This window comes from Thermogutta sp. (assembly GCF_014359955.1).
In the GTDB taxonomy this organism is placed as follows: domain Bacteria; phylum Planctomycetota; class Planctomycetia; order Pirellulales; family Thermoguttaceae; genus Thermogutta.
Window position 1 is genome coordinate 1 of record NZ_JACIYL010000013.1, and the last position, 17,287, is coordinate 17,287.

The 17,287-nt window shown below is 59.4% G+C and carries 8 protein-coding genes; 6 read left to right on the top strand and 2 right to left on the bottom strand.

Going from position 1 to position 17,287, the window contains the following annotated elements:
* On the top strand, window positions 1-1,431 hold a 1,431-nt coding region (locus H5U08_RS01040; RefSeq protein ID WP_297029251.1), incomplete at its 5' end, for an asparagine synthase-related protein.
* A gap of 408 nt (window positions 1,432-1,839) precedes the next feature.
* Window positions 1,840-3,099 (top strand): glucose-1-phosphate adenylyltransferase, encoded by a 1,260-nt coding sequence (glgC, locus tag H5U08_RS01045; protein WP_297029253.1) that lies wholly within the window; start codon window positions 1,840-1,842, stop codon window positions 3,097-3,099.
* 368 nt (window positions 3,100-3,467) lie between these two features.
* Here the strand turns inward: glgC and H5U08_RS01050 are convergent, their stop codons facing one another.
* Together H5U08_RS01050 and carB are read right to left on the bottom strand one after the other, a co-directional pair.
* Window positions 3,468-6,917, bottom strand: a complete 3,450-nt coding sequence (locus tag H5U08_RS01050; RefSeq protein ID WP_297029255.1) for a DUF6259 domain-containing protein — start codon at window positions 6,915-6,917, stop codon at window positions 3,468-3,470.
* A 294-nt stretch (window positions 6,918-7,211) separates the two neighbouring features.
* Window positions 7,212-10,484, bottom strand: a complete 3,273-nt coding sequence (gene carB / locus H5U08_RS01055) for a carbamoyl-phosphate synthase large subunit (RefSeq protein WP_297029257.1) — start codon at window positions 10,482-10,484, stop codon at window positions 7,212-7,214.
* 720 nt (window positions 10,485-11,204) lie between these two features.
* On the opposite strand from carB, the gene argH reads away from it, so the two are divergent.
* From argH to H5U08_RS01075, 4 genes are all read left to right on the top strand, one after another.
* Window positions 11,205-12,590 (top strand): argininosuccinate lyase, encoded by a 1,386-nt coding sequence (gene argH, locus H5U08_RS01060; protein WP_297029259.1) that lies wholly within the window; start codon window positions 11,205-11,207, stop codon window positions 12,588-12,590.
* A gap of 324 nt (window positions 12,591-12,914) precedes the next feature.
* Window positions 12,915-15,239, top strand: coding sequence for a hypothetical protein (locus H5U08_RS01065; protein WP_297029261.1), 2,325 nt, complete (start codon window positions 12,915-12,917; stop codon window positions 15,237-15,239).
* Between the two features lie 138 nt (window positions 15,240-15,377).
* A complete protein-coding gene (locus H5U08_RS01070) occupies window positions 15,378-16,499 on the top strand; it encodes a sigma-54 dependent transcriptional regulator (RefSeq protein ID WP_297029262.1) in 1,122 nt (373 codons plus the stop codon).
* A gap of 110 nt (window positions 16,500-16,609) precedes the next feature.
* The coding region (locus tag H5U08_RS01075) for a hypothetical protein (protein WP_297029264.1) at window positions 16,610-17,287 on the top strand (678 nt) is incomplete at its 3' end.

A 17,287-nucleotide genomic window follows, 5' to 3' on the forward strand; every position in this document is an offset into this window, starting at 1 on the left:
CCCGGTATTGGGCGGGAAGTTGATCCGGAAGCCCTCGACGCATATTTACTGTACCAATACGTGCCGCATCCCTGGACGATTTATCGCGGCATCCGCAAATTGCCGCCCGGGCACCTTGCCGTTTATGAGAACGGGCAGTTGACGGTCCGACCTTACTGGACGCCGGACTTTTCCCACGAAGACCGCCCCGACTGGAAAGATGCTGTCGAGCAGGTGCGAGAGCTCCTGCGACGATCGGTAGAGTTACGGCTGGAAGCCGAGGTTCCGCTGGGGGCGTTTCTCTCCGGCGGCATTGATTCCACGATCGTGGTGGGGCTCATGCAGCAACTGGCGACCGAGCGGGTGCGGACCTTCTCTATCGGCTTTCCCGTGGCCGAGTACGATGAAACGCGCTATGCCAGAATTGCAGCGGAATCCTTTCACACTGATCACCGCGAATTCTGTGTGGAACCGGACGCGGTGAAGATTCTCCCGCAGTTGGTCTGGCATTACGACGAACCCTTTGCAGACAGTTCTGCCATCCCCACGTGGTATGTGGCCGAGATGACCCGGCAACACGTGACGGTGGCCCTGACCGGAGACGGGGGCGATGAACTCTTCGGTGGTTATCCGCGGTATTGGGCTATTGCCCTGGCGGAAGGTATTCATGGGCTTCCATTCTGGCTCCGGTGGGTCTTCCACGAGCGCTTGTGGCGCTGGGCCTCGCAGGCGCGGCAGAAGTCCTTCTGGGGCCGGGTCCGACGGTTCACAGAGGCGCTCCACCTGCCCGTGGGTGAACGGTATCTCGAATGGATCGCGATTTTCAATAGCTGCCGCCGCTGGGCGCTGTACACGCCCGAATTTCAGGAGTGTCTGGCGATGGCCCATCCCGAGAAATTCTTTCTGGAAACCTATTCTCGGGTGGCCGGGCGCGATGTGATTTCGGCGATCAGTTTGGCCGACCTGTTCACGTATTTGCCGTGCGACCTGCTGGTCAAAGTGGACATCGCGGCCATGGCGCACAGTCTGGAGACGCGGCCGCCGTTTCTCGATCATCACCTCGTGGAATATGCGGGAAAACTGCCTGGCTCGTGGAAAGTCCGCGGCAGGCGGGGTAAACGCATTCTCCTTGAAGCGTTTAAGGACCTCATACCCCCGGCCATTCAAACTCGCGGAAAGATGGGATTCGGTGTGCCGCTCGATCACTGGTTTCGCGGGCCACTGGCCCAACTGGCCTGCGGACTTCTTCTCCATCCACGGACGATTCGACGGGGGTATTTTCGCCAGGAGGCCATTGAAAGGCTGCTCGAAGAGCACCAGCAAGGGCGGTGGAACCACAGTTATCGCATCTGGGCGCTCCTTTTCCTGGAATTGTGGATTCGCCGCTGGATCGACGGGGAGGAGTCACCCGATCTGCAAAGCTTGTTGATTCCGGCCAGTCGAAGTCTCTAACGCTGCCTTGCGGGAAAGCGGCCATCGTCTGCCGATGGGTGCGCTTCCCCGTTAAAATAATCTCCAAGCGGCAAGCTGCGGAGGTTGGCGGTTGATCGGAGTGCAACGATCGGCCGTCGTTCCAGTTTTCACACAAGGTTGCGGTTTTGGAAAGATGGGTGGAATAACGGCACTTTCGAGGCTGCCGTCCGAGGATCGAGAGTTATCAGCGAGGATCGGAAATCGCCAGTACGGACTGGCATTTCTGGCCGAGAGGCTTTCAAAGAAAAACCCGTTGCCAGCAGCAAACCGGATTTCTGTTCACAGCCCGGTATGCTTTGTGTCCGAGAATAGTGTTGGCACGTCGTTTTGCCTCAAACGGCGCCAGTATTCTTCGGTCCCCGGAAAACGATTCAGGGAGGGCGCACGATGGCTTATGTGAGAAACGACCAGATTGTCACGGTTATCCTGGCCGGGGGGAGAGGTTCGCGACTGGATCCGCTGACTCGCGATCGTGCCAAGCCTGCCGTGCCGTTTGGCGGGGCTTATCGAATCATCGATTTCACCATGTCGAATTGCCTCAACAGCGGACTGCGAAAAATCCTGATTTTGACGCAGTACAAGGCGATGAGCCTGGATCGCCATATCAATATGGGCTGGCAAAAGTATTTTTGCCGAGAACTTGGGGAGTTCGCCGATGTGGTGCCTCCCCAGCAGCGGATCGACGAAAACTGGTATCAGGGGACGGCGGACGCGGTCTATCAAAATATTTACGCCATCGAGAAAGAGCAGCCGGAATACGTCGTCATTCTGGCCGGCGACCATATTTACAAAATGGACTATCGTAAATTCGTTGATTACCACATCGAACGGGGGGCTGATGTCACCATCGGGGTTCTCAAGGAGCGGTGTGAACTGGCCAGTCGCCGTTTCGGGGTGCTCCAAGTGGACCGAGACAACCGAGTGATCGGCTTCGAGGAAAAGCCGGAGCATCCCAAGCCGATCCCCGGCGAGCCGGAGTTCTGTTACGCTTCCATGGGGATTTACGTATTTCCGGCGAGATTCCTTTTCGAGGTTCTGTGTCGGGACGCCACACGGCGGGGAAGCACCCACGACTTCGGACGCGACGTTATTCCCTCGCTCATCGACGAAAACCGCGTTTATGCCTATCCGTTCATGGACGAAAACCGCAAAAAGAACGCCTATTGGCGGGACGTGGGGACTCTCGACAGCTATTACGAAGCCAATATGGATCTGGTGGCCGTCGAACCGGAGCTGAATCTCTACGACGAGATCTGGCCCATCCGCACTTATCAGCCCAATTATCCACCGCCGAAGTTCGTGTTTGCTGATCCCCAGCGCCGCGGTCAGGCCCTCGACAGCATTGTCTGCAACGGAACGATCGTTTCCGGCGGGACGGTCATTCGCTCCATTTTGGGGCATCGCGTCCGCATCAACAGCTACGCCTGGGTGGAGGACTCCATCCTTTTTGCGGGGGTGGAAATCGGCCGACATTGTCGCATCCGTCGGGCCATCATCGATAAGGGAGTGCGCGTTCCGGAGGGAACCGAAGTCGGGTACGACCCCGAAAAAGACCGTGCCCGAGGATTCGTGGTCACGGAAAACGGCGTCACGGTCATTGCCAAGGCGGAGACGTCGGGCGAACTCTGGGACCAGTCCGTTTCGTAGGGAAGGAGCGCAAAGAAAAAGCCCCCGGAATGCAGTGTCCCAGGGGGGAGGACATAAGACTGTTCCGGGAGCAAGTGGGAGGTAGTTCCTTTACCCGCCGTTACGCCGTCCCTGGCCGAGCGGACATAACCCGGATGCGAATGCTGCCATCCGTGGCTTGCCTGTGCTGGGAACTTGCCACCTGCTGAGCACCTTTTCCTTACTAGTGGTCAGTTTCCCGTCAGGCTACCCTTCACATCAGGGAATGACACCTCCCGCTAAATGATCAACAGGCGTAAGTTACCAAGAAAAAGTCCCGGGGGTCAAGGGCAAATTTTGCAAGGCAAAGCGGGAAGTGACGGGAGGTTGCAGGAGCATGAGGCCGGTCATTACCGTTGACCGCGATGCGCAGTCTTTTGGGAAGTCACTTCCCAGGCCCAGGCGGTTCGGGCGGGAACAGTGACCGGAATTTGCACACCGGTAGGGGAAGTTTCCATGGGTACAGTGGGCGCTGCTTCCACCGGCGCAACACAAAGGGCTGTGTCAGACGGAAATGCGGGCGCGAGATCCGCGATGAGCGTGGTCGTTACCGGTTCGTCACTCACATTGACGGCGATGACGACCACCCGGGATTTGCTGGGTTGCCACCAGCAGCCGCTGAGAAGCGCATTCGTGGCGACCCACCGGGTGCCATGCCATTGCCAGTCCGCCTTCACAGTGGGCAATGGCCGATCAGATTGTGGCGGCCTAAGCATCCGGCCGGCATAGAAGTATTCCCGTAAGAGCCATCTTAACTGCGCCAGTTGTTTGAGAAACTCCGCGTTCTCTTTTTCATTGACGACGGCCGGTGAAATCCAGCCCAACTGTTCACCGAATACAAGCTGCTGGGCTGCCCGCATGCGGAGCGCGAGGTCCCGGGTGGGACCGCCCCCGTAGGCACGTCCGAACATCTGAATGGTGCCCCCGTAAACGGCGGGAAAGGCGGGAACCTGGCCGTCGTATTGCCAGTGCCAGGTGAGATAGCCGTCCATCCAGCGGATATACGGCTCGCCGTTGCATTCGGTGGTGAGCATGCAATCGGCAGGTTTGTCCTGACGAATTTTGTCGAGGAGTTGCCAGTATCCCTCCGTCCACCAGTGGCCACCCCCGAGTGGATGGCCGTGCGCGGGGTCGCAGCACAGCGTGGGAGCGGCCGCCGCGATCTGATCAATGTACACGGCGTCCACTTTGAATTCGCGGAAAAGGCGGAGGACGATCTCCCGCACAGTGCTCTGCCACAGTTCGGTGGTGGGGCACATCACGGCAAGACGGACCGGTGAACCGTCGCTTTCTTTGCTGCCGTAGCTTTCGATGAAGGGCTCGTTCTTTTCGTTTTTGGTGGCCGCCGGAAGCGCCCGACGCGTGAACTGCCAGTCTTCCAGGCCTTTGTCGCGAGTGTCCCAGAGACGCCCATTGATGTAGGGCATGACATGAACTCCTGTCTTGCGGAGCATTTCCACGCCGGGAAGAAACTCGGGCTTGGCCGGAAAGTAGTGGGGGTAGTCGTTGTCAAACGGATTCATGTGCCAGTTGTACCAGTGAACTCCGCACGGGACGCCGAAATATTCGGCGAAGCGGTTCGTTTGTTCAGCGCACTCACCCGTGGGTCCCCCATAGAGGGCCCACAACGGCAGTTCCCGCATCCACAACGGGGTATCTTCGCGGCCGCCGTCACCAAGCTGTGGATACCAACGGGCTTCGCGAACGACCCATTCCCGATATATCTGGGAAGCATCGTACCAGTCCCCCCGCAGAAGTCGCCAAACGGCCTGGCCCGAGAGCGTGAAATCGTTCTCCGGCTTTCCCATGTCGGGGGCAGGATGCTCGTAAGTCACTCGGAGAAGCCGCAGTTGGGGAATCGTGCGGACGGCTATTTGCTTGGTGCTGGCAAAAGGATCATGCAGCCCGATATAAAGACCAGTTTTGAGGTTTGGCTCATACGCTGCCATAAACTGCATGGTGGTCCAACCACTGGGATAGCGCCCCTGATATTGGAAGTTTTGCGAACACGGATCCGGCGTGACGATGCCACACCCCTGTGGGTAAAGAACGGATCCGTGCGTACCCAGGTCGGAGATCGCAAGTTGGGGGAAAATCACCTCCCGGACACTCCAGGGCGGCGGAACGTGTCGGATCGAGAACTCCCAGGTAAGGGAGGAGGTTGCGGGATCGGCTTTGGCAATGGCCAGCACTTCCAGCGGTGCTCCCGGGAAATCACGCGGCGACTTCCAGACGAGCGTGACGGCCTCTTTTTGTTCCATAGTGACGGTTTCCCAACCCTGGTCCGCATGAAGATGCCGCAGAGGGCTTTCGGGATGGGCGGTGTCCTGGAGAGTGATGTCGAATAGTGGTGATTCCTGGGAGGACGCCAGCAGTCGACCCTGTACGATGTCGTACAGGCCGAGCATCTCCAGACCGTCGTCGGAGCGTTCCAGGATGACTCCCAGTTCACCGACAGAGATCACTGACCACCGCGCGGGCATTTCACCCCTGAGGACCGCGATGGCTTCCTTCAACTTTCCCCGCTTCTCGAGTTCCTCGGCGGCCAGTTGCCACCAGGTTTGCTGGCGTTCCGCCGCGGGCAGGTTCTGATACTTTGCCCGAAGCTTCGCCAGAAGGCCGTTGAGCACCCCTGTGGTGGCCACCACTTCTTCTCTGCGGGGCCAGGCTTGGGAGAGCGACGCCAATTCTGAAACCGCTTTTTCGGTGGGGCCTAACCAGATGACGGCCGATTTTCTGAGCCGTGGCGTGTCCCACCTTTGCCATGCGCGATCTCCGCAGGCCTGGATGTAGTTGCCGTCCTCACCGGGGGCATCGTAAATCAGCACGCTTCCGGCGGCCAGCATGGCCAGGGCATTGTCGTCGCTGATAATCCCCCACTGCGCACCACGATGGCTCTGCTGGGTGTTCGCAAAAGAGCCCTTTTCCATCGGATCGGCCACCGTCCAGTGGGGCATTTCTCTCTGGTTGAATTGCAGCTCGAGAAAATGATGCTCGTTCCAGGGTTGAATGGAAGTCTGGAAAGCAACGGCCTGCACGAGGATCAAAGGCCGGTCATGAAAATAGATCCAGTCGTAAACGGCGAAGGGCCCGCCAGGGGGTGGAGTTGGCTGGGTGGCGCCGTATCGGGCGCGGATTCGGATCACTGTACACAGGGGCCCCTCGGAAAGTTTCGTGATCTCTGCGTGAGGATCGGTTGTCAGCAGGAAACTCCCAAGCTGGCGATCATGCACGCGGTCCGCCCAGCGAGAGACATGAAATGCCTTGGACGCTCCGGGAAAGACGAATTCCACAGGAAATCCGGCCTGATGCTCGAGGTCGCAACGGATGCGAACACCACCGGCCTGGACAGTGCCGTCCCAGGCGGTGGGTAGCGGGGACGGAGTTTCAAAGCGGAGGCGAATGGACCGCACATCTGGGCGGGGCAGACTCACGATGAGCGTGCCGACAAAGTTCGATTGTGCGTCGAAATCGACAGCGGGAATGAATTGCAAGGGTACGGAATCGCCTGTCTTGAGATCACCTCGTAATCCTCGCCAGTCGCCGGGAGTTATGTCGCAGGCCTGAAATGTCGGTGTCAGATTGACCTCGGCAATGACCAGGCCATCTCGAGGGGCTCTATTGATCCGCAAGACCGGCTCACTGGCCGTCAGCCTGTCCGCCGGGAAACCGCCCAAAAGCAGGGCCAGAACCACGCCGCAGAAGATCGCCCTGGATTGGCCGGCTTGGGCGTGACGCTTGAGACGGGACCAGCACAAAAGCGTGTGAACCATCAGGCTGAGGGTTACCTGGCAGGACATAGGGGGCTCCTTGCGTGGGGTTGCCGCGGCAGGGTGGTGGGGCCGCGGCGCAGGGACGCTGTTTCGCACGCTCCCCATGATAGCGTCTGGGTTGCCGCAGGGAAGCCAAGGCCTTGGGGATTGAGCGACCAGGTCACTGCCAGGGCGGGGTTGGCGCGGGGGACGTGAGACCAACCGCCGCTTGAGGCGGTCATCTGATCGGTTGGCCGCCATCCGCCATCACTCGCATTCCTGTACTGCGAGATTTTTTTCGCCGAGGGCCGGAGCCGGGCGATTTTCCCTCGCGGGTCCGGATCAGTAAGCACCGGGTGTGCCGTAGTTGGGGAATCGATCCTGAACGGCTTCGACCTCGAACTCGGCGTTTTCCCGCATGGCCTCCATCGCTTTCACAGCGGCCTCGGCAGCGGAGATTGTGGTGATGCAGGGAATTCCCTGGGCGATGGCCAGGGCACGGATTTGGCCTTCGTCCGTGCGTGCACCTTTACCGCTAGGAGTATTGATGATGAGCTGGATGTCGCCATTGAGGATGTAATCGACGACGTTGGGATGACCTTCCTTGATTTTCTTCAACCGGATGACCTTGACGCCGGCCTGTTCCAGACGGTCCGCCGTACCCTTGGTGGCGAGCAATTCGTAGCCCATGCTTTGAAGTCGCTGGGCAAGATGCACAATTTGATGCTTATTGCGATCGGCCACACTGATAAAAATGCGCCCGCTGCGGGGGAGTGCCGTTCCCGCTGCAATCTGACTTTTCGCATACGCGATGGAGAAATACCGGCTGACCCCCATGACCTCTCCGGTGGATTTCATTTCCGGCCCGAGAACGATGTCCACGCCAAAGAACTTGACGAAGGGGAGGACGGCCTCCTTGACCGACACCCGATTGGGGATGGGCGCTCGCGTCCAGCCCTGTTCTTTCAGCGAAATGCCCACCATCACCTTGGCGGCTGATTTGGCAAGGGGCCAGCCCACCGCCTTCGAGACAAAGGGGACAGTTCGGCTGGCGCGAGGGTTCACCTCCAGAACATAAACCACCGGCTTACCGTCCTCGCGCTTGACGGCAAACTGGACGTTCATAAGGCCTTTGACCTGGAGATCTTTGGCCATCAGACAGGTTGCCTGGCGAATTTCCTCTACCACCGGGCCGGGAAGACTGTACGGGGGAATGGCGCATGCGGAGTCCCCCGAGTGGACGCCCGCTTCTTCGATATGTTCCATGATTCCGGCCACTACGACTGTTTCTCCGTCGGCAATGGCGTCCACATCCACCTCGGTGGCGTCTTCCAGGAAGCGGTCGATGAGGACGGGCTGGCCTTCCGCCGCGTCGAACGCTTCTTTGACGAACCGTTCAAATTGTTCCATGTCGTAGCAGATTTCCATGGCCCGGCCGCCCAGTACGAAGCTCGGACGGACAAGCACGGGAAAACCCACGTTCTGGACGGCGAGCTGGGCTTCGGGCAGAGTTCTGGCCACCGCATTCGGCGGCTGCCGCAGATTGAGTCGCCGCAGAACCTCGGCGAATTTTTCGCGGTCTTCGGCATCCTCGATGGTGTCCACGCTCGTTCCGATGATCGGCATGCCTGCGACCTGGAGGGCGCGGGCAAGATTGAGCGGGGTTTGCCCGCCAAACTGCACGATCACCCCGTCAGCCTGCACACGGTCCTGAATATTGAGAATGTCTTCACAGGTGAGCGGTTCAAAGAAGAGCAGGTCGCTCGTGTCGTAGTCCGTGCTCACCGTTTCCGGATTGGAGTTGACCATCACGCTCTCGATGCCGAGCTCTCGCAGGGCGAAGCTGGCATGGCAGCAGCAGTAGTCGAACTCAATGCCCTGCCCGATGCGATTGGGACCACCCCCCAGGATCATGATCCGTTTTGTGCCAGGTTTTTTGGGCGGGGTTTCATCTTCCTCTTCGTAGGTGGAATAGTAGTAGGGAGTGTAGGCCTCGAATTCTGCGGCGCACGTATCGACGGCCTTGAAGGTCGCCACAATCCCCCGGCGTTTCCGCTCTTCCCGGATTTCCATTTCCGTGCGGTTCCAGATGACCGCGAGCTGCCGATCGGAAAATCCGTACTGCTTGGCCTGGCGGAGCTTTGGCGTGCTGACCTCACTGATGTCGCGGTAGCCGCGGAGTTCGTTTTCCAGGTCGACGATCTCCTTGATATTGTGCAGAAACCACGGATCGATTGAGGAAAGTTCGTGGACCTCATCCACCGACATGCCCGCCTTGAATGCATAACGGATGTACCAGATCCGCTGCGCGTTGGGATGGGCCAGCTTATAGCGGATTTCATCGAGCGTCGGCTGCTGCGGTGTGCCCCAGAGGTCCTTTCCATCACATCCCAAACCAAACGCCCCCACTTCCAGACCGCGGAGCGCTTTCTGCAGCGATTCCTTGAAGGTGCGGCCGATCGCCATGGTTTCACCCACGCTTTTCATCTGCGTGGTGAGTGTGGGATCCGCCTCCGGGAATTTTTCAAAGGCGAAGCGAGGAATCTTGGTCACCACGTAGTCGATGGTGGGCTCAAAGCAGGCCTTGGTAAGCCGGGTGATATCGTTGGCCAGTTCGTGCAGGCGATATCCCACGGCCAGCTTGGCCGCGATCTTGGCGATCGGAAAGCCGGTGGCCTTGGATGCCAGGGCGCTGGAGCGGCTGACCCGGGGGTTCATTTCGATGACCACCATCCGTCCGGTCTTGGGATTGACCGCAAACTGAATATTCGACCCTCCGGTATCCACCCCAATTTCCCGGATCACGGCGATCGCCGCGTCACGCATCCGCTGATATTCCTTGTCTGTCAGGGTCTGTACCGGCGCGACGGTGATGGAATCCCCGGTGTGGATGCCCATGGGATCGAGGTTTTCAATGGAGCAGATGATGACGACGTTGTCGTCCGCGTCCCGCATGACTTCCAGCTCGAACTCTTTCCAGCCGAGCACCGATTCCTCAAGCAGGACTTCATGGATGGGCGAGGCTGTCAGCCCGCGGGTGACGAGGTCCAGAAACTGCTCGCGATTGAACGCCACGCTCGAGCCGGTTCCTCCAAGGGTGAAGCTGGGGCGCACGACGCAGGGGAGGCCGATCTCTTTGAGAACTTCCTGGGCTTCCTGGAGATTGTGAACGGTTCGGCCGCGGCACACATCCAGGCCGATTCGTTCCATGGCCAGTCGAAACTGGTCGCGTTCCTCGGCCTTGGCGATGGCCTCCGCGTTGGCGCCGATCATTTCCACCTTGTACTGATCGAGGATGCCGCGGCGGTAGAGATCCATCGCCACGTTGAGACCTGTTTGCCCGCCGAGCGTGGGCAGAAGCGCGTCCGGACGTTCTTTCTCGATGACCTTGGCCACAAATTCCCATGTGATCGGCTCGATGTACGTGCGGTCGGCCATTTCCGGATCGGTCATGATGGTGGCCGGATTCGAGTTGATGAGCACCACCTCGTACCCCTCTTCGCGGAGGGCTTTGCACGCCTGCGATCCGGAATAGTCAAACTCACATGCCTGACCGATCACAATCGGACCGGAACCAATCAGCAGGATCTTGTGGATATCGTTTCGTCGTGGCACGTCTGTAGTAACCCCCTGGATTGTCTCAGTGATCTAACAAACTTCGGAGAAATTGCCAGAAAAAACCGGGCGGCCACCACGTCATCAACAAGTACCGCGGACAATCCGCCGGTATTCTGTCCAGGCACCGCCGGCTTCATAGGCGAGTTAAATTCACAACCGATGGAGAACCCCGCCCTCCGCACATTCTCACCTTGCTGAAGCGGGGCGCAAATTACTTCATTTATGGGCAATCGGCGCAGAATTTCAACCCACCCTTCGGCTGGAATTCAGCTACTTCCGAAACGCGTGCTGGATGAGAATCCTGACCAGAAGCGAAAAAAGTTGATCGTTCCGCTGCCGGTGGCTGGGGCAATCCACGAATCCCCGTGAGAGTAAGTGGACGGCGGAAATGAACCCATTCCGGCAGGGACAATTCATGAATTGCCCCTACGACCCATTGTGCCCGTGGTATGTCGGAAGTTTTTGCAAGAGTGGGATGGATCGGCCGGGAGGCTCAATTGACGGAACGTGCGAACTCGTCTAGAAAAAATCCGTGCGCCTTTGTCGGTGGGGCTTTACAGAAACAATTCTTTCGAGGTAAGGCCACCCAGCCGAGAAAAACTTTGCCCTGCGCCCTTCTCCGGCGGGGTCAAAATTTTCGGAGAAATAATTTCCCGCTTCCAGCCAGCGAGTCAGACCGAGTTCGCCGTTTGTCTGATCCAACAGGAGACGATTGCCGTGACAGAAAAACCCTGGGGTGGAGTATTTCGGGAAGCCACGGACCGCCGAGTGGAACGCTTCACGGAAAGTGTCAGCTTCGATCAGCGACTCTACCAGCAGGATATCGCGGGCTCCATGGCCCACGCCAGGATGCTGGCCCAGGTAGGACTGCTTACCCCCGATGAGGCGAATCAGATCATCGCGGCTCTCCAGCAAATCCAGGAGGAGATTGCCGCCGGGCGGTTCCCCTTCTCGGAGGAATGGGAAGACATCCACATGCACATCGAAAAGGCGCTCATCGACCGCCTGGGAGATGTGGGCCGAAAGCTGCACACAGCCCGCAGCCGCAACGATCAGGTGGCCACAGATTTCCGCCTCTGGGTGCGCGACGCCATCGACGAACTCATCCCTCGCATCCGAGCCGTGCAGTCGGCCTTCGTCGATCGCTGCGAGACTGATTTCGACGTCATCCTTCCCGGTTATACGCACCTGCGGCGGGCGCAACCTGTCCTGGCACCGCACTACTGGTTGGCGTATTGCGAAAAGTTAGAGCGTGACGTGGAAAGATTGGTGGACTGCCGAAAGCGGGTGAACGTGTGTCCGCTGGGCTCGGCCGCGGTTGCCGGCACGAGTCTGCCGATTGATCGCGAGATGACAGCGCGGGAACTGGGCTTTGACGTTCCCAGCCGAAACAGCATCGATGCCACCAGTGACCGCGATTTTGCCGTCGAATTCGTGTTTGCACTCAGTCTTCTGGCGGTTCACCTCAGTCACTGGGCGGAGGAGTGGATCCTCTGGTCCACCACCGAGTACGGATTTTTGAAGTTGCCGGAAGCCTTTTGCACAGGCTCGTCGATCATGCCGCAGAAGGTGAATCCCGATGTTCTGGAGCTCATTCGGGGCAAAACCGCCCGGGTGATTGGCGATTTGCAGACGCTGCTGGTGCTCCTCAAAGGATTGCCGCTAGCCTATAACCGAGATCTTCAGGAGGACAAACCACCGGTTTTCGATGCATACGATACAGTGGCCGGCTGCCTGGAGGTGGCGGAACCCCTCATTCGTGGCGCACAACTCAATCACGAGGCGATTGCCGCTCGACTGGAAGAGGGCCATCTGGACGCCACCACATTGATGGAGTATCTGGTTTCTCGGGGAATTCCCCAGCGGACGGCCCACGCGATGGTGGGACAGCTTGTTCGCGAGGCGATGGATCGGAACTGTCGGCTGGCCGACTTGCCCCTCGAGGTCTTTCGCGCGGTAGAGCCGACGCTGGATTCACGTGTTTATGGTGTGCTCGGCGTGCGAAATGCCGTGCAGGCCATGCACAGTTACGGTTCGACATCCCCCGACGAGGTGAGGCGGCAGATCGACTGGTGGCGGGAAAAGCTGGCCCAACGCTCGTGACGTCGGCAGGTCAAAATTGTGCGTTGGGGCGACGGGGCTTCCTTTCGGGTGGTACATGGGAGGGTGGCGTTCTCCCCTTAGGAGGGATCATGCCGTCCTGGGGTCGCTTTGCGGCGCGGCATTTTCGCCGTTTGGCAACCCGCCCTGCGGCGAAGGAAAAATTTCACACGCGTCCAGGCGTGAATTATCATGGAAAGCAGGGGAAATGCATTTGCCTCTTCGGGGGAGGATTGCCGGGCGAGCATGCAGCTCGTCGGGAGTGCCTCGAGAAAGACCGCCCGGGAAACACAGGCGATCTCAATCGGATCGATGAGGGTTTAGCGAATGGGTGAGCACCGCCGGCTCCGATGGGTGGGTATTGTCGCTGCTGGGACGGCAGTCTGCCTGCTCGCATTTCCCATACGGGCAGTCAAGGCCGAACAACCGGGGCGGCCGGCCCCAAATCCGAGTCAGACCACCACCCAGGAGCAGGTGACTCCACCAGAAGACCCCGCCGTCGCTGCTATTCTGGCGGCCAATCCATTGACTCCCCGCGAGCGCATTCGGGCGGCCATCGTGCTTTTGAAGCTGGGAAGAATGGATCTCGCCAAGCAGATGCTCCAGAAGGTGGTGAGCAGTCCCCTCGATCCGCTCACGCTCAACGGGCTCCATGAGGAATTCGGCTCGGCGCCTTTTTTCGAATTTGCTTCGCGTTCGGACCTCGCTCCCGAGGGGCCTCAACTGGCCCAGCTCGTGTTTGACGCGGTGCGGAAGTTTCGAGCCGACCCCTCGCGTGTCCACTCGCTCGTGGAAAAACTGTGCGAGGAAACAGGTGAGGGGTGGGTGCAGGCTGCCGAGGATCTCATCGAGGTGGGCACTCCGGCTGTCGTTCCTCTGGTGAGTGTTCTTCTGGACCCCACCCGCTTGCCAGCCTGGCCGCGCGTGGAGACGGTGCTTGCCCGCCTTCGTCCGGATTCAGAGGAGGCCGTCATTTCCCTTTTGTTGTCGGTGCCAGAAGAAAAGAAATTGGGGCTGATCCACGCTGTGACGGCCCTTCAGATAAGGTCGGCGGTTCCCTTTTTGCTAGCCACTGCCACATGCGAAAGGTGTGGCGTCGAAGTTTGGGGGGCAGCCAAAGCGGCGGTGGAAGCCCTGGTGGGGGGGATGCCGAGTGTCCGCGATTCGGTGCGGCTCATGATTCGCGAGGCAGAGGCGATCGTCAAAGCGCCGGTGCCGCTGGGGCGGGAGGTGGTGTCGGTTCTTCAGTGGGACGCAGCGACAGGCACAGTCGTTCTCCGTCAGGTGACGTTTGAACTGTGGCGGAGGGAACGAGCAGCCTATCTCGCCCAGGCCGCCTGGGCGGTGTCACAGGACGATCCACAGCTTCGCGACCTGGCGGCGGTGCTGATCCTTGAGAGACTCGGTTACGGGCATCGCGTTGAGTGGACGGAAAATCCGACGCAACCGGGACAGGACGGTCCTCCTACTTCGGCCAAGACTTTTAGGATGACGGAGGATTTTGCCACGGTGCGTCAGGAGGTGGACCGGGCGTTGGCATTTCTGAAGCCCACTCTTGACGATATGAACCGCTGGCTGAATCAGTGCCTGGACCGGGGATGGAACGCTGGCGCCTGGGCGGCCATCGCGTGGCTGGCGGAGGAAAAGAACCCTGCGGTATTGAACTCCGGGACAATTCCCCCGCTTGTGAGGGCTGCTCGAGCGGCGGATCGGTCACTGCGTTTCGCTGCCCTGAGAGCCGTTCTCGGGTTGGCGCCGGGCGGGATGTTTCGGGGGAACAGTTACCTGTGGGACGAACTGATGTATTTTGCGCGGGCAACGGGGGCCCGCGAGGCTGTGGTGGCCACACCGAGTCCGGCAGAGGGAGCGCAGTTGGCTGCCTATCTGAAAACAATCGGGTTTCATCGCGTGGAGGTTGTCCCGACGGGGGGCGATCTTCTGCGGGTGGCACCGGAAGTGCCGGACTGCGAGGTGATCCTGGTGTCGGCTGCGATTCAAAATCCCCCGCTGGATTTGACCCTTCAGCGTTTGCGGTCGGATTCCCATACGGCACAGATTCCCGTGCTGCTGTATGCCGAGAGCGAGTGGCTGCCGCGTGCCGACCATGTCGCCCAGAGGATTCCCGTCAGTATCAGTGTGGCAACGCCGCAGAGCCCGGAGGATCTGGGGGGATTGATGGCTCGTGTGGCCAGCTTGGAGGGCGCCGATCGGACGCCGGGAGTACGGCGACTCGAGCAGGCCCGACAGGCGCTCACCTGGATACTTGTTCTTTGTGAGAACCCGCCGCAGGGGGTATCCATCCTGGATCTGGAGCGGATTGCGACAGCCGCGCTGGAGGTGCCCGGTCAGGAAACGCTGGCCATCGAGATTCTCGCCCGTTTGGCGACTCCGGGAGCGCAAACACAGTTGGTGGAAGCGGCCAGTCGGGAGGACTGGCCCCTCGAGCTTCGCGTGAAGGCGCTCGGCGGGTTTCGAGAGGCTGTGGAGAAGCGTGGCGTGCAGTTGACAACCCAGCAGATCCTTCGCCAGTACGAGCGATACAATCAGAGTGCGCACCGTGATCCGGCCGTGCAGAAGCTCCTGGGACTCATCCTCGATTGTATCGAAACTCCGGCGCGACTTCGTGAAACAGGGGCAGCGCTAAATCCCTAGAGTGTCCATCCTGTCGTGCACGAAGTAAGTGCGGAACCGACCCGTCAGGAATCCCCGTCGGAGACGGTTCCGCGTACAATAACACTCTGGTTCAAAGAGTGCCTCGCCTGGTGAGCAGACGAGCGGAGCAAACGCTGAATGAGTTCCAGGATTCCCCCATTTTCCGGGGCCGACGATTCGCCACCTATACCCGAGATCATCGGCTCTTCCCCAGCCATGCGGGAAGTGTACCGGCTTGTTCGTCGGGTGGCGAATTCCGATGCCTCCGTCCTCATCTTGGGCGAGACAGGGACGGGAAAGGAGCTCATCGCCAAGGCCATCCATCAGCTCAGCCCGCGACGGGGAGGCCCTTACATCCGGGTGAATTGTGGGGCCCTTCCGGAAGGGCTTCTGGAAAGCGAGCTCTTCGGTCACGTGCGAGGGGCTTTTACGGGAGCTGTGGAGAATCGGACGGGAAGATTCGAGGCAGCCCATACCGGCACGATCTTTTTGGATGAGGTCGACTCGACCACGCCGAAACTCCAGGTGAAGCTTTTGCGTGTGCTGCAACAGCACGAGTTCGAACGGGTGGGCGATACACGGACGATTCAGGTCGATGTCCGCGTCATCGCTGCAAGCAACCGTGATCTGCTGGAGGAAGTGGAAGCGGGGAGATTTCGCGAGGACCTTTACTATCGGCTCAATGTGGTGACGGTTTATCTTCCACCCCTGCGTGAAAGACGCGAAGATATCCCGGAACTGGTGGGGCATTTTCTGCGCTTGTACAACGAAAAGAACCGCCGACACGTGCCATTCGTTCATCCGGACGCGATGCGGGCACTCCAGGCATACGACTGGCCGGGAAATGTCCGCGAACTGCAGAATTACATCGAACGCGCTGTGATTCTGGCACCGGGGGATGAAATCACCTGCGATCTTTTGCCGGACGCCGTTGCCGGAAGGCAATCACCGCGGCTGGGGTATCGTCGGCGAAATCTCGACCGGATGATCAGGGATTTGGTCTCGACCGCGCTGTCTCAGTTTTTCCCGGGAAAGGGAAATCTTTATGAAGAGATTGTGGGACGGGTCGAACGCGAACTGATTCTCCAGGTCATGGATCGTTGCCATCATGTTCAAATCAAGGCGGCAGCACAACTCGGACTGAATCGCAATACCCTGCGCAAAAAGCTGAAAGAATGGGGACTGGAACCGGATGCGGGAGATCATGAAAGCGTTCCAGACAAGCAGGAGAAGTCCTCGGCGCCAGTCGGGGATGCGTGATTCACGGTAGGTCCACGATTCCGCCCGGCGATCTCCCGGGAGCAACCGTCAATGGATTGGATGGGGAAAACACTTTCTCCACAGTATCCTGCCAGAAAGCCACAGAACCTATGATGGAAGTTTTGCTCTTATGCATGGCGCTGGCCTACGCGGTGGTCATTGGGGCAGAGTGGCTCCGACTCCGCGGAGTGCGGATTCAACCGGGCCTGGCCATGGGACTTCTCGTGGCGGGGTTGCTGCTGCATACCGTGTGGCTGGCTTACCGGGGTGTGATGTTTTTCGAACAATCGCAATCGGGCGGCACGCCGCTGTCCGTGCGGCAGGATTGGTATTACGGCATTGCCTGGGGATTGGCGGTGGTGTGCGTCATTTGGATGAAACTTCGTCCGAAAACACCATTCGCCCTGTTCTTGCTTCCTCCGGCGTTGGTGCTGATCGTGGTGGGGTATTTCTGGGGTGATCCGCTGCCGTTTGCCCGCCATGCCGCTTCCCGAGTGTGGGGGTTCATTCACGGGGCATCGCTGCTTCTTGCCATCCTTGCTGTTTCGGTGGCCTTTGTGGCCGGGTTGATGTACCTCGGCCAGGTGCGGCGGCTGAAGTCCCGGCCGTTGCGGACGAGTCGATGGACTCTCCCCAGTTTGGAATGGTCTCAAAAAGCCAACACACATGCTTTGGGGTTGGCGCTGGCGATGCTCGCCGTGGGGATTTTCTCGGGAGCTTTCCTCAACGCGATCGAAGGCAACAGGCCGCAGGAGCGCCTCCCCTGGAGTGATCCCGTTGTGGTGGCG